The following is a 22312-nucleotide window of genomic DNA, read 5'->3' on the forward strand; positions in this document are numbered from 1 at the left end:
CATATTTGGCACCATTCTCAATTAGCATTTTAGGAACAGGCTTTCCGGCCTGTTCCACAAGAAAATCTACTCTTTGTGGAACGGGCCGAAGAGCCCGTTCTTGAGAATGGTGCAAGAGGTGAGTTAAAACTCATATTTGGCACCATTCTCAATTAGCCTTTTAGGAACAGGCTTTCCGGCCTGTTCCACAAGAAAATTTATCTTTTGTGGAACGGGCCGAAGAGCCCGTTCTTGAGAATAGTGCAAGAGGTGAATTTCAACTCATATTTTACACCATTCTCAATTAGCATTTTAGGAACAGGCTTTCCGGCCTGTTCCACAAGAAAATTTATCTCTTGTGGAACGGGCCGAAGAGCCCGTTCTTGAGAATAGTGCAAGAGGTGAGTTTCAACCGACTTGTGCTGTGAGACGGGTTTAAACCCCGGCGGGATGTCGGGGGTTTTAGTTAAACTAAGTTACCATAATTTATATGGGTTATTAAGAGGTAGAAAAATGGCTAACATTAATCGGAGGCGTACTGAAAATATTAACGGTAACTTTTATGTAGACAGTACCTGTATTGACTGCGATACTTGTCGGTGGATGGCACCTGAAGTATTTACTCAAGCAGGAGAACAGTCGGCGGTTTACCAGCAGCCAAGAAACGAGATGGAAGAAATGCGATCGCTCGCGGCTCTTTTGTCTTGTCCCACAAGTTCGATCGGCACTGTAGAAAAACCGAAAAACATCAAAGAAGTTCAGCAAAGTTTGCCCGCACTCGTAGCAGAAAATGTCTATCACTGCGGCTACCACTCAGAGAAATCCTACGCCGCAGCAAGCTATTTAATTGTCCGTCCCGAAGGAAACATTTTAGTTGATTCTCCCCGTTTTGTGCCGCCGCTAGTCAAAAACATAGAAGCAATGGGCGGCATTCGCTATATGTACTTGACTCACCGCGATGATGTGGCAGATCATCAACAATACCGCGATCATTTTGGGTGCGATCGCATTCTCCATGCTGACGAAATTAACGCGGATACTCGCAGTGTAGAAATTAAACTGTCTGGTAGCGAACCGTATCAAATCGCAGATGATTTGTTGGTTATTTCTGTGCCAGGCCACACGGAAGGTCACACAGTTTTGCTTTACAATAACAAGTTTTTGTTTAGCGGCGATCATCTGGCTTGGTCGGAAAGTTTGCAGCATTTGGTTGCTTTTCGCGATGTCTGTTGGTATTCTTGGCCGGAACAAGTCAAATCTATGCAGAATTTGGCTAATTACTCGTTTGAATGGGTGTTGCCGGGACACGGCCGCAGGTATAATGCCGATCGACAAATAATGAGCAATCAAATGCAAAAGTGTATTGCTTGGATGGTCGATGCTTAATAGTTTAAAACCCCTTTTCTACTAGGCGGTTGAAACCAATCCTACACACACTTTCGCCGCCAACCACGAAAAAGAAGTCATCGCCGCTGTTGGAAGAAATGCAAACTACAAATTTTGTTTCTAAGTTATGGAGTTTGGAAGCTGTTGGTGGGGAGGTAGAAACCGGGTTTCTTCCTGAATCTGGGTGATGATACATAAATTATCGCAGAAACCCGGTTTCTGAGATTGATTTTACTTTGATTATTGGCTCGTTATGTCCCGACAAACCCGTCGGAAACATAGACAGGTTATGGCTTCGTGGTTTTGGGATTTATTATAAATCTTTATGAAATCCTGAAACGCTTAGATGTTACACTTTACAAGTCTCGACGCGAGAGAATACCAACTCCCAGCCAACGACCCACAACCAAACACACCACACCACACCCAACCTTTCGCACTCCCCCCGCCCCATGCAGGGAGGTGAGCTTCTGGTGCTTGCTCTGAAAAAATGAGGTCTTTGTAGTAGAGCCATTCGTTCTTTTTTCTCCAGCCTACCTTATCGCCAAACTTTTCCCAAACTTCACTATCATATTCCAAAGTTCCCCCCAGACTTTGATAGATGTGCTTCTGCACCTAAAAGCCGAAGTGCCTATCGCTGTATTTTACCCAACGTTGGTCGATGGTACGCAAGTCATCGCAGGGAAATTTATCAATATTTTCATCATCCAGCCATTTTGCTTCCTCCCTACCCGCTACCTTCAACATCACTCTCTCCGTTTCCTCATCGGCTTCTTTCCACTTTTTAGCAGCCAATAAATTCCGCAAGTTTATATAATCCATCCCCAGGGCTGAAATTAACTCTACCTCATCGTCAGCTTTTTTAGGCATCACCAAATCCAACCATTCCTGCACCGACTGCGGGCGATTTTGCGGTTCCAACTCCATCCCTTTGATAATAGCGGCATTCACTCTGTCGCTAATCTCAGAATTGAATTGCTTCGGCGGAGTTAAAGCAATATTTTGCTTTCTGAATTGCGACGGAAACGCCAACTCACCCGTCAACATTACATAAAGCGTTGCTGCTAGGGAATAAACATCTGTATAAGCACCTAGTTTGGCACGTTTTTCTAATAATTCAATGGGTGCGTAACACTCAGTCCCGGAATTGCTATTTGTCCTCAATTTTTCTGGTGCTGTGATCTGTCGTGCTAACCCAAAATCAATCAAAACGGCTTTCAAACCCCGCTTTCTGAGCATAGTATTTTGGGGTTTAACATCGAGGTGAGTAAGTCCTTGCTTGTGAACAAAACTCAGGGCCCTTCCCACTTGCTTAATAATTGGCAAAGCTGTCTCTTCCGACAAAATGCCGTTATCTTCGAGATATTCTGCTAAATTAGTGCCGTCGATTAATTCCATCACCATGCACCACAATTCGATATTTCCCACCATTTCGGGAAATACTTCGTAAACTTGCACGACGTGGGGATGGCTGCACTTGGCTAAAGATAAAGCTTCGTTGACAAATTTGGTTTGATATTCGCGAAAGTTTGGTTTACTTTGAACGTTGGCGTTTAGGGTTTTGATGGCCACTGCTTTAAGCTGTTGTGCATTTAAACTGCACAGTAAAAATTTGGTCAAGTTCTTGTGGGGAGTAGGGGTTGGGCCAGAAAGCCCGCACAAAAAATGCAATTTAGATGTCGAACAGCTTACCTTCTTTAAGGTTTTGAGCGCGGTAAGTGACACCGAATCCGCCGCAGCCGAGAATTTCTTCGATTAGGTATTTGCCTTGGTGCAGTTGTTGTCCGGGGGGCCAGTGCCTCATGGCGGGTTTGTGGGGATGGAGAGGATGGTTTTGATTATAGCTGAGACAGGGGAATTTTTGTTGAGTTGTCGCGTGAGGTTGAGAAACCGGGTTTTTTCGGAGTTTGTGGGTGGTAGTTAGGTATTGTTGAAAAAAACCCGGTTTCTTGAGGCTTTGGGTGAGGTTGAGAAACCGGGTTTTTTCCGAGATTTAGGTAACAGTTTTAATTTGGGCGAAAAACCCGGTTTCTTAAGTGTAAGCCTCCATTGGTAAACAAGAACAGACAAAATTACGATCGCCAAAAGCATTATCTATCCGACCCACCGCAGGCCAAAACTTATGTTCGCGAGTCCAAGAGGTCGGATAAGCCGCTTGCGCGCGAGTATAAGGACGATTCCACTCATCAACCATCAGAGATTCTGCGGTGTGCGGCGCATTTTTCAAGACGTTATTTTGCGCGTCAACATTACCTTTTTCAATCTCCGCAATTTCGGCTCGAATCGCAATCATCGCATCGCAAAAACGGTCTAATTCCTGCTTTGATTCGCTTTCAGTCGGTTCCACCATTACCGTACCAGCAACCGGCCAAGAAACCGTCGGCGCGTGATAGCCGTAATCCATCAACCGTTTAGCGATATCTTCGACTTCAATAGTCGCAGATTTTTTGAGCGATCGCAAATCCAGAATACACTCGTGCGCCACCAAACTAGCTTTCCCTTTGTACAAAACCGGATAATAAGATTCTAACCGTTTTGCCATGTAATTAGCATTAAGAATTGCTACTTTTGTCGCCTCAGTTAAACCCACTCCTCCCATCATCCGAATGTACATCCAAGAAATAGTCAAAATGCTGGCACTTCCCCAAGGCGCTGCGGAAACAGCACCCACTGATTGGGATATTTCGCCTTTAGGAAGAGGGGGCTGTATGTTGCTCCCCCCCTTAGCAAGGGGGGGTTGGGGGGGGTAAGATTTTGATTCTTCATCAGTAGAAGGCAAGAAAGGCACCAAATGAGACATTACCCCAATCGGGCCCATACCAGGGCCGCCGCCACCGTGAGGAATACAGAAAGTTTTGTGTAAATTTAAGTGACAAACATCAGCACCAAAATCACCGGGGCGGCACAAACCAACTTGAGCATTCATATTTGCGCCGTCCATATAAACTTGTCCGCCGCAGTTGTGGACAATATCGCAAATCTCTTTAATTTCTTCCTCAAAAACGCCGTGCGTAGATGGATATGTCACCATCAAAGCCGCCAGTTCATTTTTGTGTTTCTCGGCTTTTTTATGTAAATCCGCGACATCAATATTGCCCTGAGAATCGCACTCGACAGCAATTACTTTCATTCCCGCCATCACCGCGCTAGCCGGATTTGTACCGTGGGCTGACTGGGGAATCAAACAGATATTTCGGTGAGATTCGCCTCGGTGTTCGTGGTATTGGCGAATAACTAACAAGCCCGCGTATTCGCCTTGGGAACCGGCGTTTGGCTGCAAAGAAATTCCCGCAAAACCTGTGATTTCTGCCAGCCACTGTTCTAGTTGCACGAACATCATTTGATAGCCGCGAGTTTGATCGCGGGGGGCAAAAGGATGTATCTTGCCAAATTCCGCCCAAGTCACCGGCATCATCTCTGCTGTTGCATTCAATTTCATTGTGCAAGAACCCAAGGGAATCATCGATGTATTTAGCGATAAATCCTTGGCTTCTAAACGGTGCAAATAGCGCAAAAGTTCAGTTTCTGAATGGTAGCTGTTGAAAACTGGATGGGCGAGATAGCTGCTGGTGCGATCGCAAAAATCTGGTAACGTCAAATATGAATTCAATGCGTCGGCATCCAGCGGAATGTTAAGAGCATTCTGCCCGTCTGCCCTGATATAATCCTTATCCTGTGAAAATATTTTCCACAACTCTTGCACATCTTCAACGGTGACAGTTTCATCTAAAGTGATTCCTACTGTCGAATCATTGAAAACTCGGAGATTGATTTTGCGAACTTTAACAGCTTCTAGAATTTCTGACAGCGGTTTGTCTCCCAATTCTACCCGCAAAGTATCGAAGAAATGTTGAGAACCAATTTTGTATCCGAAACTTCTTAAACCGGATGCCAAAAGTGCTGTTAAACTCCATACTTTCTCAGCAATGTCTTTCAGTCCAGACGGCCCGTGATAAACAGCATACATACTCGCCATCACTGCCAGCAAAACTTGAGCAGTACAAATATTGCTGGTTGCTTTTTCGCGGCGGATGTGCTGTTCGCGAGTTTGCAAGGCCAAACGCAAAGCAGATTTGCCGTTGGCATCTTTAGAAACGCCGACAATTCGCCCTGGAACTTGCCGTTTAAACTCTTCTCGCGTGGCGAAATAGGCTGCGTGGGGCCCTCCGAATCCCATCGGCACTCCGAAGCGCTGAGTGCTTCCTACGGCTATATCCGCGCCGAATTCGCCGGGGGGTGTGAGCAAGCAAAGGCTCAAAATGTCGGCGGCGACTGTGACTAATGCGCCGACTTCGTGTGCCGATCGAATAAAATCGGTATAGTCGTAAATTGCGCCGTCTGTGGCGGGGTATTGCAGGAGAGCGCCGAAGATTGTACGATCGAACTCAAAGCTTTGATGGTCGCCGACAATTACCTCAATTCCCAGCGGCTTAGCGCGAGTTTGCACCACTTCCACAGTTTGAGGGTGGCAATCTTGGGAAACAAAAAACGCTTTTGCCCCCTTTTTGCCGGCGCCGTAACTCACCGCCATCGCTTCCGCCGCCGCAGTCCCTTCATCCAGCAAAGAAGCGTTGGCAATTTCCAAACCCGTCAGGTCAATTATCATGGTTTGGAAGTTCAGTAAAGCTTCCAATCGCCCTTGAGCAATTTCGGCTTGGTAAGGAGTGTAAGCTGTATACCAGCCGGGATTTTCTAGGATATTCCGCTGGATGACCGGGGGAGTTATGCAGTCGTGATATCCCGTGCCGATGTACGATCGAAATACCTGATTTTTGGCAGCAATTTCTTTCAATTCTGCCAAAGCGCTGTACTCGCTTTGCGCTTCGGGAAGTTGTAGCGGTCCAGAAATGCGAATCGCCGCTGGAACCGTTTTGTCAATCAACTCATCGAGGCTTGAAATGCCCAAAACATTGAGCATTTGCTGGATTTCGCTGGGTGTCGGGCCAATGTGCCGGCCCGCAAAACCACCAATGGAGGAAAGGTTTTGCTGCTGGTTGGGTTCAAGTTGAGGGCTGTAGAGTACCAAGGCGGATTCTCCTGAATAGACTTTTGCTTCTTTGTTTGTAACATTTTGCTAAGAAAACCAGGAAGATTTTCTGCGTCTATCCAAGTCCGACAGTCCGACAGGGGTTGAAACCCCTGTCTCATAGCTAAAGTCGTCTGAAGACGACTAAGGAATGAGAATTAAATAACTTCCACAAGTTTGTGGGATGGGCGTCCCGCCCGTCCAAAAAGGACGGGCGTCCCGCCCATCCTACAACAATTAAAATTGTAAGTTATTTAATTCGCGATCCTAAGCAAGATTTTTTGCGTGTATCAAAGTCCGACAGTCCGACAGGGGTTGAAACCCCTGTCTCATAGCTAAAGTCGTCTGAAGACGACTGTAGATTAAGGTCGATGGTTGAAACCGCTGTCGAGATTCAAACGAAGTCTGCCTTAGCGGACAAGCGAAATAAAGGGGGTATTTAAGCCGGATTTGGTATCAGTCGTCTAAAGACGACTTGTGCTATTAGCCAGGGGTTTCAACCCCTGGCGGATTCTGGAATTATCAACGAGCCCTATGCCCTATGCCCTATGCCCTATTCCCCTTCCACCATTTTGCGATACTCCGGGGCAGAGAAAGCCTCGTCTGCTTCGCTGGGATTGTCAACGCGCACTTTCAGCAGCCATCCAGCGCCATAGGGGTCTTCCGCCAAATCTTCGGGAGCCTCTATAATGTCATCATTGCGTTCTACGACGATACCGGTAACTGGTGCTTTCAAGTCTTCAACCGCTTTCACTGATTCGACTGTACCGAAAGCTTCGCCTTTTTCCAACCCTGCACCGACTTCGGGCAAATCTAGAAACACGATATCGCCGAGTTGGTCAACTGCAAAGGCACTAATGCCGATTGTGGCAATTTCGCCTTCGAGTCGGATGTATTCGTGGGTGTCTAGGTATTTCAAGTCATCGGGGTATGTTAGTGCCATATCTTTTCTCACAATAAACAAAGTATCAAGTAAATCTTAGTGAACTATGGGCATTTATTGATGACTAAGTGGAACAAAAAAAATATTAAACGCTTGCTTTTCGGAGAATTTTCTGTCAAACGACTGATGCGATCTATAATTTTTATTTACGCATTTTTGTGTTTTTACGGTTTCTTTTTTTCAGAACGGCTAATTTTTCAACCTCCCCCATCTAGTCAGAGTGAGAACAGGGAAGTTATCAAAGTTAGCTCAGCTAATGGCGTGAAAATTTCTGCTGTTCATTTCCCTAACCCGCCAGCTAAATATACCATACTTTACAGTCACGGGAATGCGGAAGACTTGGACAGCATTTTGTGGCTACTCAGAGAGATTCGAGATAGCGGGTTTGCTGTGTTAGCCTATGATTATCAAGGTTACGGAACGAGCCAGGGAAAGCCTTCTGAGTATAATACTTATCGCGATATTGATGCTGCTTACAATTATTTAACCCAACAGTTGGGAGTACCTGCAAAGCAAGTTATTCTTTACGGGCGTTCTGTGGGGGGTGGGCCGGCTATTGATTTGGCTTCGCGCCAAAAAGTCGGCGGTTTGGTGGTTGAAAGTTCCTTTGTTTCGGCTTTTCGGGTGTTGACGCGGATTCCGATTTTACCCTTTGATAAGTTTGTAAATATTGATAAGATTGGCAAAGTTCGATCGCCTGTTTTGGTGATTCACGGTAAGGCTGATGAGGTGGTGCATTTTTGGCATGGAGAACAGTTGTTTGCCACCGCCAACGAGCCGAAAGTGAATTTTTGGGTTGATGGGGCCGGTCATAATGATTTGATGGATGTGGCGGGCGATCGCTATGCTGCAACTTTGCGAAAATTTGCTAAGCTAGTAGATGAGTCTTCTTGACAACAATTATGAGCAACGGGCTAGAAGCCCGTTCCACAACAAATACACTTACACTTTCTTGTAAGCCGTTGCTCAGAGCAACGCCCCTGAATTAATGCTCACCTACTTACTTTAACTAGGTCGGTTTGGCGATCGATAAAATGGTTTTTTCACCACACTAGCCGGATAGTTTTTTCCGCGAATCTCGATTTCTAATTGCTGACCGATTTTCGCTAATTTTGTCGGAACAACGGCGAGGGCTACTGGTCGATTCAATGTCGGCGATAATGTACCGCTAGTAACTTCTCCTACTGTTTCGCCTTCAAATATTACCGGATAGCCGTGGCGCGCAATGTGCCGCCCCTGCATTTCTAACCCTACCAACCGCTTTGATACTCCACTCGTTTTCTGCTGTTCCAAAACCTCGCGACCAATAAAATCGCCTTTGGTGTCCAAGTGAACAACCCAACCCAATCCAGCCTCTAAAGGTGTGATATTGTCATCGATATCTTGACCGTAAAGTGCCATTGCTGCTTCTAAACGCAAGGTATCTCTCGCACCCAAACCGCAGGGAACAACGCCAGCAGCTAACAATTTTTGCCACAGTTGTTTTCCTACTTCGGCATCCACCATGATTTCAAACCCATCTTCGCCGGTGTAACCAGTTCTGGCGATAAAACTCGGCTGTCCCAACAGATTTGTTTCTAAGTGACCGAATGCCTTAATTGGTGCGAGGTTGTCTTCCACAAAAGGCTGGAGATATTTAACAGCTTCTGGCCCTTGAATCGCAATTAAAACTTTATCTTCGGAGATGTCTGTAAAACATAGTTCGCTCAATTCTAAGTGAGTGGTGATCCATGCTTTGTCGGCGATGCGAGTGGCGGCGTTGACAATGATTACTGCACGTTCTTCGCTAGTAATAGGGTCTGGTTCTTGGCAGTAGAAAATAATGTCGTCTAAGATGCAGCCTTGGGCATTTAGCAAGACTGTATATTGAGCTTGACCGGGTTGCAAGCGGCTCAAGTCTGAGGGTACTAAGGGTTGAAATTTTTCTATTACTTGTTTCCCTCTCAAACCAAATTTTCCCATGTGGGAAATGTCGAACATTCCTGCTTGCTGGCGTACTGCTTGGTGTTCGCTGCTGATGCCTGCGTACTGTACTGCCATCTCCCACCCGGAAAAGGGTACCATTCGGGCTTTGAGTTCTAATGATAGGTCGTACAGAGGGGTGCGGGCAAGTTGGCTCGGACTCTCTGGATTGTTGGGTTCAGTTGACTTTGCCACTGGTAGCGCTTTGGTTGCGGGTAGACTGTTTTGATTTTACGGGAAAATTGGTTGTCGCGGTGTGTAGGGCGATCGAATTTAACGACACGGCAATGCTGTTTAGGTACAAGTCGCGATCGAATTTAACGACACGGCAATGCTGTTTAGGTACAAATTAGGATAAGGCAGTGCCGTTTCCCTAATCTTGATTTATGGAGAATAGCGGGCTCGAACCGCTGACCCCTACAATGCCATACTTACCAGAGATAGGATATAACGGAAAAAGGGTGTTTCAGAGGTTGGCAAAAGTGTTTAAGAGCAAAATTGGGTACGGTTAACCAAAAATGGCAAATTCTGGGGTTTTTAAAAAATTCGGTGATGTTTCGGTAGAAATCGTTAAAGGGAATTACAGATTAAGGTGGCGGGCCCTCGGCCGCCGTTTTTGTTTGGCGATCGGGAGAGCCGATACAGAGGCGGCGCGAATTGTGGCAGAGGGCCGGGCCCAAGAAATTAACGCCGATATTTTGTTTGGGCGGTTTGACGAAAGCTTGGCAAAATATTCTCAAATTCACGCCGATCGTATTGCCGCCAGCAAAAAAGGATTGGATTTGCGCGAAGTTTGGGAAAAATACAAAATTCATCAAAAATACCGAGCCGCGAAAACAACTCAAAAGGATAATTGGCGAACAGTTGATCTATGTTTGGAAAAATTGACGGCTGAGCAATTACTGCTAGAGCGATCGGAATTGCTACTGCCAAAGCTTCTGCAAACTTACGCATCCGGTACAATCCGAAGAGCGCTGGCAAGCCTGAACGCGGCTTGTAATTGGGCTACAGAAGCCAAAGTAATAGAAAATAATCCTTACAGTAGGTTGACTAAGCAATTACCCAAAAACCAACAGGGCGATCGCTCACGAGAAATCTTCACGACCGCAGAGATAAAAAAAATCCTTGCCGCGTTCCGTGCAGACAAAGCCGCGAGTTTCTATGCAGATTATATTGAACTATTGGCTTTGACCGGGTTTAGGCCCGAAGAGGCGATCGCTCTAAGTTGGGATGATCTGACCGCTGGAGAAAATGGGAAGCTTTCGATCCGAGTAAACAAGGCACATAGCAAGGGTGAGCTCAAGAATACCAAAACAGGAGATCGGCGCGATTTCCCATGTAATCCGCAACTCACTAAATTTTTAGCTAACTTACCTAAGATTCCCAATTTGCACAATCTAATTTTTCCTTCTCCCAAAGGGGGGTACATAGATCAGCACAATTTTTCTGGTCGGTATTGGTTGCCAATCGTTCGAGAATTGGCAGTCAGTAAGAAAATCAAGCAATATTTACCCTGTTACAATTTACGCCACAGTTTTATCACGAGGTTGGTTCGTGAAGGCTTAGATGTTGCAACGATCGCCAAACTAGCAGGCAACAGCCCAAAAATGATTTTTGAGCATTACCTGAGCGCTAATAGTGATTTAGAATTACCAGAATTTTAACCCAGAGCCGATGGTGGGATTTGAATTTGCGATCGTTCGATTACGAACCAAATTAAGTCGCCGACTGCATCGCGTTAGGGTTTGTTTCAGGTTCGGGATCTGGAGTTGTGATTTGCTGATAGCGTCCTACTCCAATCGCGTGTTGAATTACTCGCATTGCTTCTGCCAGTTCTGGATTGTCTTTGCACGTAAGAATCAACGGTGTTCCGTCCCAGTGCGAAAATCCGACAGGCTTGCCATTGGATAACTGAGTTTCTATTATAAAAAAAACCTCGATAACCATTTCCTGCTGCTGTGTGAATAATGGAAATATTGTCTGAATCAGTGATTATAATCGACATAATTTTAATTTTTAAACAAACGCTATTTGTCTCCAAGCTCCCCATGTACCATTGTTTTGGCATCTTTTCCAGAAATTACCATTTCCATCGGTAAATTCTTGTACCTTATATAGGTTAGCACTCGCTAAACCATGTAAAGCGTCAAACTGCATCAACATTCCTGCATTAATAGGAAGATTAGAATTAGTGACGCTACCGTCAACCCAAAGAGTCATAGCATATTGCGCGTATGATAAATTATTTGCATCGATAGCCACACTACCTGTACGTGGCTCTAGTAGCCAAGCATTTTTTACTTTTATATGATCGGCTCCTATACCTCCTAAAACTATGAAGGCTCCAGTAGTACGAGAAGTAGAAGCTGTAGCATTAGATAGAGTGATAATTCCGCTAAGAGTTTTGTTACCTGCAATTGTTTGATTAGTGGTTAAATCTACAAACTTACTGGGATTTTCCCACCCGCGATCGCCCCTAAGCAAAAACTCCCCACCACCAGCAGGCGGCGCCGGTACCAAGCCATTACTACCAGGGAGGTTGGCAGATGGTGCACCGTAAACACTGAGCAAGGTTTCGAGAGCGGAAATGCGATTGGCTAATTCCTCGTTGCCGTTATTTTTTTTTTCTGCTACAACCGTGCCCCATACCAAAATACTATCGGCCGGAGTTAAAACATTACCGATCTTAATTTGAATCCCAAGACTCAAGTCTTCAGCGATATCTATAGTATTGGAGTCCGAAAAAAACCTCATCAGATTTACATCATAGTAGGGTTCCTTGTTAAAAATTCTGATAGGTGCGCGCTCGATCCACGCTCCGGCTCCTTTTTTTACGTAAAGTATAATTTCCTTGAATGGGGTATTAAGTGCTACTTCTTCGAGAATTTGCTGAAGCACGTCTGGGGGAGTGTCGTCTGGAATATAGGGGAATTCGGCCGCATCTATACTTTTGATATTAATGGTCAGTCTTAAAGTGGTAGCGAATCCGCTGTGTTCCGCTTGAGGTTTGTAAATCGTAAAAATAGGCGCAGTATAATTGCTAGAATTGATTTGAAATAAAATACTTTCAGCGATGGCCATATTTGAAGTAAGAAATAGAGCGTACTCCGATAATAGCATTTCAGAAGTTGCGGGAAAACTTCTCCCACTTCATCCAACTAACAGATATAGCAGTTTTTCTGACTTGTGGAAAAAAACGAGGCGACCGAGCGGCTACCTTCCGCGACCGACTACTTGTGCCACAAAAGATAATGATTTTTTCTTCTGTTGCTTAAGTTGTGGCGCGACAGATCCAGACAGCGTTAAGGAATTGCTGGTACGGCGATCGGCAAATGCCGGATGGATTAGTGCTGATTGGTGGTGGGATTTTGGCTGGCTGCTGCCTGCGGGGTTTGTGAATTTGGGTATTGGGGTTACAGTTCCGAGTCCACCTGTCGAGCGCGATCGGGTGTTTGTCTTTAAACCAGACTTGACACGAGGGTATCTGGATTTAGATTTAGATTCTCACGCTAAGGCTGGGGCTGATCAACATGAGGCGAAGGCTCAAGTAGTTAATTTTAATAACGTGTCTTTTGAAGGGGAATTAACGGTTAATACATCGGGAGATATCCGCGTCGCTGTCCCCCGATCGCAATGGTTTGGAGATGGTAAAAAAATTTGGCAAAGGTTTATATTTCAAGCTCCTGATATGCCTTATGAATTGTCAAATCTAGTTTTAGATAATGATAATATCAAGGTGGTAAATGGCAAAATTGAATTTATGGGAGTTGAACTGTAAATGCCAGATTATTTTCACTCTGCTTTGCGTGGCGAACAGATCCACGAAGCTAAAATCAAGGTTTTGCCTGAAGGTTCTATTTTCCCTATACCCGATTGGGAAGGGCAATTTTTAGTAATTGGATTGAAACTGTATGTCAGCATCAAGCAAAACAATGTTTTGACGTGGTTGCAACCAAAAGCTTCCAATTTACCGCAATTGCCGTCTAACGTGGTTGTTTTTGAGCAAGGCTACGAAAATCCTCCAGCACCGAGAGATAAGTCTGGAGTAATTTATTTAAACATAGATACCAAAGATATATGGTATTTTGAGGGTGCAAATTGGATTAAATTAGGTCAAGGCGGTAGTGCTTCAAGTCTTGATATTATTTCTGGTCGCAGTGCGACAAATTGGCAAGGTAATTTTTTCGGTCTATTGAATCCTGTTTTGGAGAGTGAAGAGAATTGTTTGCTTGTTAAAAAATGGCTGCCTAACACTAAGTATTACTTTGCCATCACAACTCCTGCAATGTTATCCTTGGGGGGTAGTGACGATAATTTGTTTTATATTGGACTATGGGATGGTTGGGGGCAATCACACGTTATAGCTAGCTACTTAGACAAAAATGATGAAATATGTTTTACTTTAGACACCACGCTGTTTAACGAAAAACCTGAACCCTATAGATTAGGTATTTATATAAAAAGAGATATAGGGTATTGGCGTTACTTAAACTTTGAATTTAATCTAGATACGCGCTTTGTAAAAATAAAAGAACTGGCAAATATTTATTACGGGTATTAATTATGGTTAGCTTTTTGACCCCAGCGACAGGTGGGATTCAACCAATAAACGGACGGGCTGGCTCTATTGTCAAGGACTTAGCAGAGGCTAAGCGAGGTGTACCAGGACAAGACATCATCCCCCATCCTATTAATAAAATTATTGCTGCCACGCAAATTGCACTAGCTCAACCTAGTTGCGATCCAGAAACTGCAACACAACGAACTGCCGCGCAAGTCCAAAAAACAATAATTGAAATAATTTACAATGCTATTGAGGATACGATTAAGGGTACTTTAGAGACTAGCGTAGAAGTACAGCAAATATTAAAAAAACTTGAACCGTTGGAGGCATTGCAAGAATTGTCAACATCTCAATTACAAGAAATGGAATTATTGAATAAGGATTTAGATGTGCAGAGAAAAGCCGCTACAATAGCAGCAATTAGCGCTGTATCTCGCGCAGCTCCTACGGCAGCGCAAGCTGCTAATGCTGCTATGGGAGCAAGTAACATTAAGTTAATTGCAGGTGTTGCAGCGCATTTAGAGGCTCCGGTTGGCGTAGCTATCAACCTTGGCAGATATGGCGGGGTTGGCGAGGCGATAACCGTAGAAGCAATTGAAGTTGTGAGCCAAGCTTGTACTTTTGGATAAATAAAATATGGCAATTTGCAAATATGCAGGCGGTGGAATAACCGCGGCAACAGGAAAAGCGGGACTGAGATTAGGCAGTGCATTAGGCTTGTTTAGTGCGGTAGATGTAGGGACTCGACTCTACACGGGATATGGACTTTTGGAGACTTTATCGGTTCCTTATATCGAGTGTCCTGATGGCTCTTATGCAAGTGCAATTGAATGGTACGGAAGCGGGTTAAAGTGTCCAAAAAAACCAGAAACTACTGAATTAGGAATTCAACCGCCTTCGCCTCAAAGTAATCAAGCTCTTTCATATAACGACGCAATTGAAGCTTTAGGAGGGGGTACAACAACGTTTTTTGGCGCTTACAGTTTTGGCTTTAATCTTTACGGCAGTATGCTTGGAAATTCTCCTTTTGCAACTAGCCGATCAGGTCATTACGATACAGGAGTATACCAATCTCAAGATAAACTAGGAAATGTTTTTAAAAGAGGAACCATAAGTGACGGAATGGGAAGCCCGCTCACCGATGAATCAAATCCAGGTGCTTACAGCGATACAGGTCGCGGTGGCTTTTTTTTAGATCCAACCTTTAATCAAACTTGGAATGGAATATCGGGCGGAAGTTATTGGTTTATAAATTATCAAGCCCCTTTGCTAACCAGAACAAAATTTGCAGTTCCGTACATGAAAAGAAATGGATATTTTCGTGGTCAAGCTCCTTATACTTTGCTTGGAATTCAAGCAAGTATTCCCTCTAATTACGAAAAAGCTCCACCTGTCGCCAATATTTCACCACTACTTCCTGGCTTTACTCCAACACCCCCACCACCAAAAGAGGATTGTGAAGAAATGGCTTGTCCTTGTTTAACCAAGAAAGATATAGAAGACGCAGTAAAAAAAGCATTAGGTCTTAAAGCCTTTGCCCCTGAAAAACTAATCAGAGAAATAGGGGCAAAAATGTTTGTCGCCCCCGGCCCGTCATTGGTTCCGGTTGTACCCAAGGATTTAGTAGAAGCGATCGCCGCATTGGTAGCCGCTAATTACATGAGACAAGGCTTAGGACGATATCCTGTGATGATGCCTGGCTCCCTCATCAATGATAATTCCGTTGCCGACGCTGTGCCGGCGCAACCGATCGAAAATTACGCAGAATGGTTTGAGTGGTTTATAAAACAGCAGGACGCCATCCAAGGGGAATGGCCTGTAGAAATTGCGATCGTAGATGGAGCCAAGCGTCAGCCACTCAAATTCGAGAATATTTCCGAAGCTTTTGCAGAGCTTAGCGGGTTGATGATCCAAACCGCCACCGACGCCGACGCTGCTGTAGCCGTATCTTCTCACGCTGCCGTCGCTGCCACCAAGGCACATACTGCTAGTGTGATTGCTCAGAAAAATGTGGAGTGTTTGATTCGGTTCTTTGGCGTCAGAACGGGTTACGGATCGATTTTTATTGATTCTGCAATTACTCCAATGGATTCCGATAATCCAACGTTCAATCTGAAAAAATTCCTTACGCCCTCCAAGCAGCCGATCGCATTCCTAACTGACGTTGACCCATTCGATTTTCAGGCTGTGTTAGACAGAATTTTACGTAACAGCGAGATTGCCAAATCTGCGGTAGCGCTAGATGCAAAATCGGGACTGGTAGGAGACTATGCTCGCAACCAAAGAAAATACGACGCGGCTGAGACCAAGCGCGAAGCTGAAAAAGAACTTGAAAAATTGCAAGCTAGTATTAACGCTGCCAATCCCGAATTTAAAGTTAGAATTCGAGTAGATACGCCAGCCCCAACGGGCGATATCACTGGAAATAATTTTGTAATTAAGAGGCCAAAAACTGCCGATGAATGATTTGACTTGGGCTGAATTACTGGCAGCGCTTGCACCGGATTCTATTTTTGTAGATAACAGTCGCGGTGTTTGCGTAAATGTTTCCCTGGTTTCTGGGGAATCTCCAAACTTAAATTTACTGACTCAAGTAGGAGTAATCGAATTTTGCTACAAACTTCTTGACGCTGCCAATCGAGCTCAAACTACTAAAAATGCAGCATTGCCAGCGGGCAGTAAGCTTAATTCCTTTGGCGCACCGATTTGGAGTACGCCAAGTGCCGCTGGACTGGTAACTGCTCGCCATTCAGTAGCTGCTCAATTTACAGTTTCTACCGCAGTGGCTGTGGCGCCGCTTACCTGATGAATAATACACCAATCGTACTTGGCGAACTTACAGAACTGCGATCGCGCCGAACGCGGATTATTAACAGCCAGAATTTAGGCGGCGAACGGACGATCGACATTACTGCCAGCAGCGACGGTAGCAATCCCGGAATAACTACCGGGCCCGGAACTGGCAGCAGTGGAATTCTTGGCGGCATTGTTTCTAGGCTCCAACAGTTTGCCGGCTTCTTATTTCAGCAGGCGCTAAACACTCTGACCGCTAGCATTAGCCAAATTGCCAGTACGTTGGTTAGTAGCTATTTGCAGCTTGAAAACTTTGACTGGAATAGCACCGATGAGGAAATCAAAAAACAAATTACCGCTAACAATGAATCACTACTGCAAAATTCCGGCGATGCGGTTGGACAGATGGCAGCATGGGGATTAATTGGGTTTGCAAATTTGGCGATCGGCGCAACACTCGGAGCTTTAGGGAAAGCTACCGGGAATAACAAGCTACGCGGGGCGACGATCGCCGGCATTGCGGTTCCCGTGCTTTCTGGCAAAATTGCCTTGGCTCTGGCAGAGGAAGGTGGCGATGAAGTGGGCGATGAATTGCGATCGTTTCTGATGCAGGCTCGCAGCATCGCTGTTCGGAATGGGATTTTAGCTACTATTTTGTCCGCGCGCAAAGCTGGGTTTTTTGGTGGCAGTGTTACTGATACCTCGCTGCCTGTTGATAGTTTCATTTCACGCCAACAGGATTTTATTAAAAAAAATATTCCTGACAAGTGGCAGGATTGGGCCGAAGACGTTCTCGATAGCTTCAAAGATTCCATATCTGAGGCTATTTATGTTGTTACAAATACTATTGACGATGCGCTGGCAGCGTCTAAATATGCTGCGTATCAAAATGAACGCAGACAGCAAGTAACTTTATTATTAAACGAACCAGACGATGACTAAAATTAACTTTCAAGGTTCAATTGAAGATGTAAAAAAGCAAATTGAACAAACTATTGCTACTTATGAATTGCTAGGCAATCAAACATCTGTTAAATTTGAAACATGGTTTGAGAAATGGGAAACGGGATTTTTAACAGCGACCGAAAATAGGACGTTAGGTAATTATCAATTAACAGGCGAAAACGCATGGAGAGCGGACGCGGGCAAACGTCCACGGTTCCGCCAGTGGGAAAACGATCAAGGAATTATCACAGGTGAATACTGGCGCGATCGGAATAATGATGCTACATCATTGATTCTCAGTGGCACACCTGAAATGCTAATTGATCAAATTATTCAAATCGAACACAGACCTAATGGTGGCGGTAAGACTACCGAATCAGAATTTACTGGTGGTGGGGAAGTTAAACGCAAAGGTAGACCGCAATTATATATTTATTTTGTTGAAGACGAAGCGGACGTAGAAACAGGTTACAAGCCGATTGCGAGTGAGATTTCGATGCGCTTAATGAATCAAACCGAATCTAGCCTGAGCCGTGCCGACTTAAATCAGTACACAGCAAAAATCCAAAGTGTTTTTGGCACCAATGGAGGTAGAATTTGGAAGCGAGGAAAAGATATGGCAAGTTACACAGATTGGGAAAATGGTTATCAATTGCAATTATTAGTGCGTTCTACAACCGACGGTGAAGAATTGATAAAACACTTTTTAGCTATTCAAAACGCACCATTTATTAAGAAAAAATATTTTTATAGCGAAAATCAAGACACGGTTAACGCTTACCCTACAATTCCAGGCGAAGAAGTGATTTTAGGCAAAACCGTCAAAAAAACACGTCATCGTCCCATAGCAGAAATTAAATTTCAGTCAGCTTGGATTTCTCTTCCTAGTATCCGCAAGCCAATTTATTTAATTGATGTGTCCGGTGAAAATAAAATATTTTCTGATTGATCTTGCTAAACGCGGAAGGGTGTCACCCTTCCGCCACGCAGTCTACCTCGTTTTACCGGGCTATGTTTGAAGCATGACATCACCCTTTAGAGGCAGATTTACCGATGGCTGATATTACTTACAGCGAATGGACGACTGCGATCGGAGATACAGAGATCAGCTCCATGATCACCAACGCATCGCTACCCAGCTCAACCTTACCGCCTGCCGAAACGCTTTGGAAAATGGTACAGGGGTACAAAAAAGCCCAAGATGCTTACAACGCAGAAGACGAAAGCGGTACAGCTCCCAATTTGGCAACGATCGACACCATGATCTTGGGCCCTAGCGTTGAAATCATGGCAGGCGACGGTAGACCTTACGTGCGGGGACGCGCTCAAGTACAGTGCGTGTTATTCCTCGATTCTAACGACGTGCAGGGGGTCACAGTAATCTAATGACTCAAAGATTTTCTAACATTCGCAAAGCTATAAAAGACGGATTAACTGGTGCTGATTTAACTGCGTACAAGGCGTGGCGACGCGGCGATACAAAAATTGACGCGATTAGCGTACCTCGCGGCCCCAGCGTAAGAAAGGCGTTAAGTCCGTTTTTTGAGGAAAGCTACACATCTTTTGTCACGGCCAAAATTTCTGGACGAGCTTTTGCAGCTCTCGGTACAACTGGCTTGACCGATACCAATCTAGGGCTTAATAATGTTCCGCTAACAGCAGGATCGACGTTAAGAAAATTGAAGCGCTTTTCACCTGCTAAGGCAATTTTGTTTATTCCCGCAGCAGGGGCAACGACAGCATCGCCAAAATCCACAATTACCACACTGGAATATAAAAAAATTCCCGGGAGTAGTTACACCTTGCCCATAGGTAAGCGATCGGTAGCCGGAGGGAGAAATTGGCTTGAAGTTACTGCTACTTTAGAAGCTGAGGTTAGTCCAGGCGTGCGGGTATCTTTCCAGGTTGAAAATTTTTAAGGAGCAAGTAATGGTAACTAGGCAAAGATTTCGCGATTTACAAGACTCAATTAAAAAGGGTCAACAAGGGGAAAAGCTTACAGCTTTTAAAAACTGGCGAGCTGAAGGGCCTGCCGCCACTTTTACTGCTCCAGCTATGCCCGCAAGGGGGGCAGCAGTCAAAAAAGCGCTGCGGCCTTTCTATACTGGCAGCACCGATATTACGACTTTTGCTGTTGTTAAGGTGTCGGGTAGAGCTTACGGTGGTATCGCAGCCGTTGGAATGAGCGATGTTAAACTTTCTCTTGAAGATATTGCTGATACGCCTGCTGATGGAGTTTCTTATGAGTATGTAGACGGATTCTCGCCAGCTAAAGCAGTAATTTTTTTACCTGGTACAGGTTCCAATACTACACTTTCTCGAATTACCAACAAAAGCTACAAAAAGCGCAACGGCGCAACCTATACTCTTCCTTTTGGTAAGCGCGATTTAGCAGGAGCTCGCGATCAAAAAGGAATGCGCGGACGGATTCTTGGCGGTGTGATTGCTGGCGCTTCTGTAAGCTTTAAAGAAGAAAGCTATGCCCCATAACGTTAATATCGAAACTCTCGAAAATTGTTTTCGTTCTTACATTTGGAAACCGCCTGAAGGTTTTTCAGACGCAGAATGTCTTGAATTGGTCGGTGCGCTTGATACTGCCAACAAAGCGACAACTCAGTTTTTGCGAGGTGAAATTGACGAAGAAACTTTTCTTGATATTAAGGAATGGGCACACGGCTTGGAAGAAATGGATGACTTTATAGAAAGTGCAGAAGATAATATTGAGCTGCTTTTGCCTGGGCTTCTATGAGTATCATTGCCGACGATTTGGGGGGTTGGTTTAATATTGGCTCTATTTCTCCAGATCACGAGTGGAAAATGGCTCCTAACGGTGCAGGACTAAACGCGCTTTTTCGATTGAGTTATACAACAAATTGGAACGAGTGGGAAACGACAACTAAATTCAAATCTTACGGGTTGATTCGATTTCACTATCGACAAAATGAACAATTTTCGTTAGTTAGTCGTGCGGTAAAAATTTACCCTAAGCGAGAAATTGAGTTAGTTCGTTTTCCGCCACCTCCTGAGTTTTCTAATTTAATCAATATTGTGCGAGTGCCTGCCGTTAAGCGCGTAACTTATGATCGTAGGGGGCAGAACGGCTTAAACCTAGCAAATATTATCAACTGGTCGGTAAAGATTGAATATTTGCTAATTACCTAACATTACTACTGCAACAACATCCACCGTAACATGAACAGTTACATAGTTGGGATTGCGATCGGATGCGTTGCGATTTTTGCTTGGTATAAACTTTCGCATCGTAAAAAAGAATCAACACCTGACTATACAAAGCTAGAGCGAAGGCTTAACAAAGTAGAGTCTCAAACATTCCGAAACAAATTTGCAAGTGAACGAAACACAGAAAGAATAGATGCGATGGAAAACAGGCAAGATCGGGCGGATGAATGGTTTGGCTCTATTATTCGGCATAGTCGCGCCCAGTTTGACAAAGAAGCAGTTGAGAGCTTTTTAAAAGAACAAGGACTAGAAGAGGAGGAGTAATGGAAAACAAGCCCCCTCAAGGCAGGAACACAACAGTGACATTCATGACTTATTTAGCGGTTATTTGCTTGATATTTACAGCTCTTTATGTATACCTAATTATTCATAATCGAGAAGTTCCCACCTTTGTTACTGTAACTATTTCTTTTACCCTAGGCCCGCTGGTGTACACCCTTACACCCAAAGCAATTGGTTAATGGATAAAACACAAGTTATCAAACACCTTGAAGAACGCAAAGAACAGTTAAACGCGCTAATTATCCATTTGGAGCACCGAGGCAAAAACCACCCGCAATACAACCAACTTGAGAATTGCAAAAATGAATTAGACTTAGTAATCTCTCAACTGAAAAGATTAAAGTAAATATATGCCGTGCCGTATTTTCAAGCTGACGAATTACTTAAAAATCCCGAAGCTTCTCTTGATGATTTACTTACGGCAATAGAAGATTTAGGAGTGCAATATGGGTATATTGTGGCAATGGCGTCACAAGGATTGAGAGAAGACGCAGAAACAGACTTGGTGCGCTTATTGGTATTGATTAAAGCTTTGAAATTCAAAATAACTCAAATCGTAAAACATGACTAACATTAAACTAGACGTTCCGTACTTTTCTCAAGTAGACAACAATACTCGGTATTTTGGCTCAGGCAGTAGACAATGCTGCATGACCAGCAATGCAATGGCAGCTAATTACTTATTACAAAATCACAAGCTAGAATCTTTTGCTCAGCGGGCAAAGCGACTAGGACTAAACGAACCTGAAAGCGCATACGGAGAAATTCTCAATCATTACGGCGACAGTACAGATCACGGGGCAAATACAGAAGCGCTCAAAGCATTTAAATTGGAAAGCTATTTTAGCACCAGCTTGACGATCGAGAATTTGATCTACAGCTTAGAGAGAAGTGTGCCAGTACCAGCCGGACTGCATTACAAATCTAGCGGCCACATTGTGTGTGTAGTAGGAGTTGACACCGATAAGGAGTTTTTCTGGGTGCACGATCCTTATGGCGTCCGCGCCGGAATTGCAGACTATTACGAGGCGATTGGCGGGCAATCAGGCCGATACGACAAATATAGTTTTGAAATTATGGAAAATCTCTGGACGGCTCGCTCGGACGGGTGGGGGCGAATATTCACTAATGTTGGTGGTAAATCCACAGGTTTGTAAACTGCAAAAATCCCCCTCGGATACAGAGGGGGATT

At 44.5% G+C, this 22312-nt stretch carries 26 protein-coding genes and 1 pseudogene; 20 read left to right on the forward strand and 7 right to left on the reverse strand.

The genetic code is table 11. From position 1 onward, the window contains the following. The first annotated feature begins 492 nt into the window (after positions 1–492). A complete protein-coding gene (locus QUA50_RS17460; RefSeq protein WP_333263681.1) occupies positions 493–1365 on the forward strand; it encodes an MBL fold metallo-hydrolase in 873 nt (290 codons plus the stop codon). Positions 1366–1707: 342 nt separating this feature from the next. On the opposite strand, the pseudogene QUA50_RS17465 reads toward QUA50_RS17460, so the two are convergent. The 4 genes and pseudogenes from QUA50_RS17465 to gcvH all read right to left on the reverse strand — a co-directional run bounded on the left by QUA50_RS17465 (position 1708) and on the right by gcvH (position 7334). Next, positions 1708–3090 (reverse strand): annotated as a pseudogene (locus QUA50_RS17465) (GUN4 domain-containing protein). After that, positions 3038–3169 carry a hypothetical protein gene (locus QUA50_RS17470; RefSeq protein WP_333263678.1) on the reverse strand — a complete coding sequence of 44 codons (132 nt, stop codon included), beginning with the start codon at positions 3167–3169 and terminating at the stop codon, positions 3038–3040. The pseudogene QUA50_RS17465 and the gene QUA50_RS17470 overlap by 53 nt, the downstream one beginning before the upstream one ends. Positions 3170–3397: 228 nt before the next feature. Beyond that, on the reverse strand, positions 3398–6391 hold the full coding sequence (gene gcvP, locus QUA50_RS17475; RefSeq protein WP_333263675.1) for an aminomethyl-transferring glycine dehydrogenase: 2994 nt from the start codon (positions 6389–6391) through the stop codon (positions 3398–3400). A gap of 553 nt (positions 6392–6944) precedes the next feature. Continuing rightward, entirely contained in the window at positions 6945–7334 is a 390-nt protein-coding gene (gene gcvH / locus QUA50_RS17480; RefSeq protein ID WP_333263672.1) for a glycine cleavage system protein GcvH, read from the reverse strand. 60 nt (positions 7335–7394) lie between these two features. On the opposite strand from gcvH, the gene QUA50_RS17485 reads away from it, so the two are divergent. Continuing rightward, positions 7395–8228 (forward strand): alpha/beta hydrolase, encoded by an 834-nt coding sequence (locus tag QUA50_RS17485; RefSeq protein ID WP_333263669.1) that lies wholly within the window; start codon positions 7395–7397, stop codon positions 8226–8228. A 111-nt stretch (positions 8229–8339) separates the two neighbouring features. On the opposite strand, the gene gcvT is transcribed toward QUA50_RS17485, so the two are convergent. After that, positions 8340–9491: a glycine cleavage system aminomethyltransferase GcvT gene (gcvT, locus tag QUA50_RS17490; RefSeq protein ID WP_333263666.1), complete on the reverse strand. Its 1152-nt coding sequence runs from the start codon at positions 9489–9491 to the stop codon at positions 8340–8342. Positions 9492–9814: 323 nt separating this feature from the next. Here gcvT and QUA50_RS17495 point away from each other — a divergent pair, with 323 nt between their 5' ends. Further along, positions 9815–10960, forward strand: a complete 1146-nt coding sequence (locus tag QUA50_RS17495) for a tyrosine-type recombinase/integrase (RefSeq protein ID WP_333263663.1) — start codon at positions 9815–9817, stop codon at positions 10958–10960. Positions 10961–11012: 52 nt separating this feature from the next. Here QUA50_RS17495 and QUA50_RS17500 read toward each other — a convergent pair whose 3' ends face one another. Beyond that, positions 11013–11243 carry a hypothetical protein gene (locus QUA50_RS17500; protein WP_333263660.1) on the reverse strand — a complete coding sequence of 77 codons (231 nt, stop codon included), beginning with the start codon at positions 11241–11243 and terminating at the stop codon, positions 11013–11015. A 69-nt stretch (positions 11244–11312) separates the two neighbouring features. Beyond that, positions 11313–12377 carry a pyocin knob domain-containing protein gene (locus QUA50_RS17505; RefSeq protein ID WP_333263657.1) on the reverse strand — a complete coding sequence of 355 codons (1065 nt, stop codon included), beginning with the start codon at positions 12375–12377 and terminating at the stop codon, positions 11313–11315. On the opposite strand from QUA50_RS17505, the gene QUA50_RS17510 reads away from it, so the two are divergent. The 17 genes from QUA50_RS17510 (at position 12370) to QUA50_RS17590 (ending at position 22277) form a co-directional block, all read left to right on the forward strand. Next, entirely contained in the window at positions 12370–13074 is a 705-nt protein-coding gene (locus QUA50_RS17510; RefSeq protein ID WP_333263654.1) for a hypothetical protein, read from the forward strand. The two genes, QUA50_RS17505 and QUA50_RS17510, sit on opposite strands and share 8 nt — an antisense overlap. Further along, positions 13075–13857 carry a hypothetical protein gene (locus tag QUA50_RS17515; protein WP_333263650.1) on the forward strand — a complete coding sequence of 261 codons (783 nt, stop codon included), beginning with the start codon at positions 13075–13077 and terminating at the stop codon, positions 13855–13857. Positions 13858–13859: 2 nt separating this feature from the next. Next, a complete protein-coding gene (locus QUA50_RS17520) occupies positions 13860–14489 on the forward strand; it encodes a hypothetical protein (RefSeq protein WP_333263648.1) in 630 nt (209 codons plus the stop codon). Positions 14490–14496: 7 nt separating this feature from the next. Continuing rightward, positions 14497–16326 carry a hypothetical protein gene (locus tag QUA50_RS17525; RefSeq protein WP_333263645.1) on the forward strand — a complete coding sequence of 610 codons (1830 nt, stop codon included), beginning with the start codon at positions 14497–14499 and terminating at the stop codon, positions 16324–16326. Next, positions 16319–16666, forward strand: coding sequence for a hypothetical protein (locus tag QUA50_RS17530; RefSeq protein ID WP_333263643.1), 348 nt, complete (start codon positions 16319–16321; stop codon positions 16664–16666). The genes QUA50_RS17525 and QUA50_RS17530 overlap by 8 nt, the downstream gene beginning before the upstream one ends. Continuing rightward, positions 16666–17595, forward strand: a complete 930-nt coding sequence (locus QUA50_RS17535; RefSeq protein WP_333263640.1) for a hypothetical protein — start codon at positions 16666–16668, stop codon at positions 17593–17595. Before QUA50_RS17530 ends, QUA50_RS17535 begins: the two co-directional genes overlap by 1 nt. Further along, the gene (locus QUA50_RS17540) at positions 17588–18547 is read left to right on the forward strand and encodes a hypothetical protein (RefSeq protein ID WP_333263637.1); all 960 of its coding nucleotides are present in this window, start codon (positions 17588–17590) and stop codon (positions 18545–18547) included. The genes QUA50_RS17535 and QUA50_RS17540 overlap by 8 nt, the downstream gene beginning before the upstream one ends. Before the next feature lie 104 nt (positions 18548–18651). Then, the gene (locus tag QUA50_RS17545; protein WP_333263634.1) at positions 18652–18984 is read left to right on the forward strand and encodes a hypothetical protein; all 333 of its coding nucleotides are present in this window, start codon (positions 18652–18654) and stop codon (positions 18982–18984) included. Continuing rightward, a complete protein-coding gene (locus QUA50_RS17550; protein ID WP_333263631.1) occupies positions 18984–19517 on the forward strand; it encodes a hypothetical protein in 534 nt (177 codons plus the stop codon). Before QUA50_RS17545 ends, QUA50_RS17550 begins: the two co-directional genes overlap by 1 nt. Positions 19518–19527: 10 nt before the next feature. Continuing rightward, positions 19528–20088: a hypothetical protein gene (locus tag QUA50_RS17555; RefSeq protein ID WP_333263629.1), complete on the forward strand. Its 561-nt coding sequence runs from the start codon at positions 19528–19530 to the stop codon at positions 20086–20088. Continuing rightward, a complete protein-coding gene (locus tag QUA50_RS17560) occupies positions 20078–20347 on the forward strand; it encodes a hypothetical protein (RefSeq protein ID WP_333263627.1) in 270 nt (89 codons plus the stop codon). The genes QUA50_RS17555 and QUA50_RS17560 overlap by 11 nt, the downstream gene beginning before the upstream one ends. After that, on the forward strand, positions 20344–20760 hold the full coding sequence (locus QUA50_RS17565; protein WP_333263624.1) for a hypothetical protein: 417 nt from the start codon (positions 20344–20346) through the stop codon (positions 20758–20760). The genes QUA50_RS17560 and QUA50_RS17565 overlap by 4 nt, the downstream gene beginning before the upstream one ends. Before the next feature lie 30 nt (positions 20761–20790). Continuing rightward, on the forward strand, positions 20791–21102 hold the full coding sequence (locus QUA50_RS17570; protein ID WP_333263621.1) for a hypothetical protein: 312 nt from the start codon (positions 20791–20793) through the stop codon (positions 21100–21102). After that, on the forward strand, positions 21102–21299 hold the full coding sequence (locus tag QUA50_RS17575) for a hypothetical protein (RefSeq protein ID WP_333298410.1): 198 nt from the start codon (positions 21102–21104) through the stop codon (positions 21297–21299). The genes QUA50_RS17570 and QUA50_RS17575 overlap by 1 nt, the downstream gene beginning before the upstream one ends. Next, the gene (locus QUA50_RS17580) at positions 21299–21466 is read left to right on the forward strand and encodes a hypothetical protein (protein ID WP_333298408.1); all 168 of its coding nucleotides are present in this window, start codon (positions 21299–21301) and stop codon (positions 21464–21466) included. Before QUA50_RS17575 ends, QUA50_RS17580 begins: the two co-directional genes overlap by 1 nt. A gap of 9 nt (positions 21467–21475) precedes the next feature. Beyond that, a complete protein-coding gene (locus tag QUA50_RS17585) occupies positions 21476–21691 on the forward strand; it encodes a hypothetical protein (RefSeq protein WP_333263618.1) in 216 nt (71 codons plus the stop codon). Next, positions 21684–22277, forward strand: a complete 594-nt coding sequence (locus tag QUA50_RS17590) for a C39 family peptidase (RefSeq protein WP_333263616.1) — start codon at positions 21684–21686, stop codon at positions 22275–22277. Before QUA50_RS17585 ends, QUA50_RS17590 begins: the two co-directional genes overlap by 8 nt. Positions 22278–22312 lie beyond the last annotated feature (35 nt).

The sequence above is a fragment of the Microcoleus sp. M2_D5 genome (assembly GCF_036701935.1).
GTDB lineage: Bacteria > Cyanobacteriota > Cyanobacteriia > Cyanobacteriales > Microcoleaceae > Microcoleus.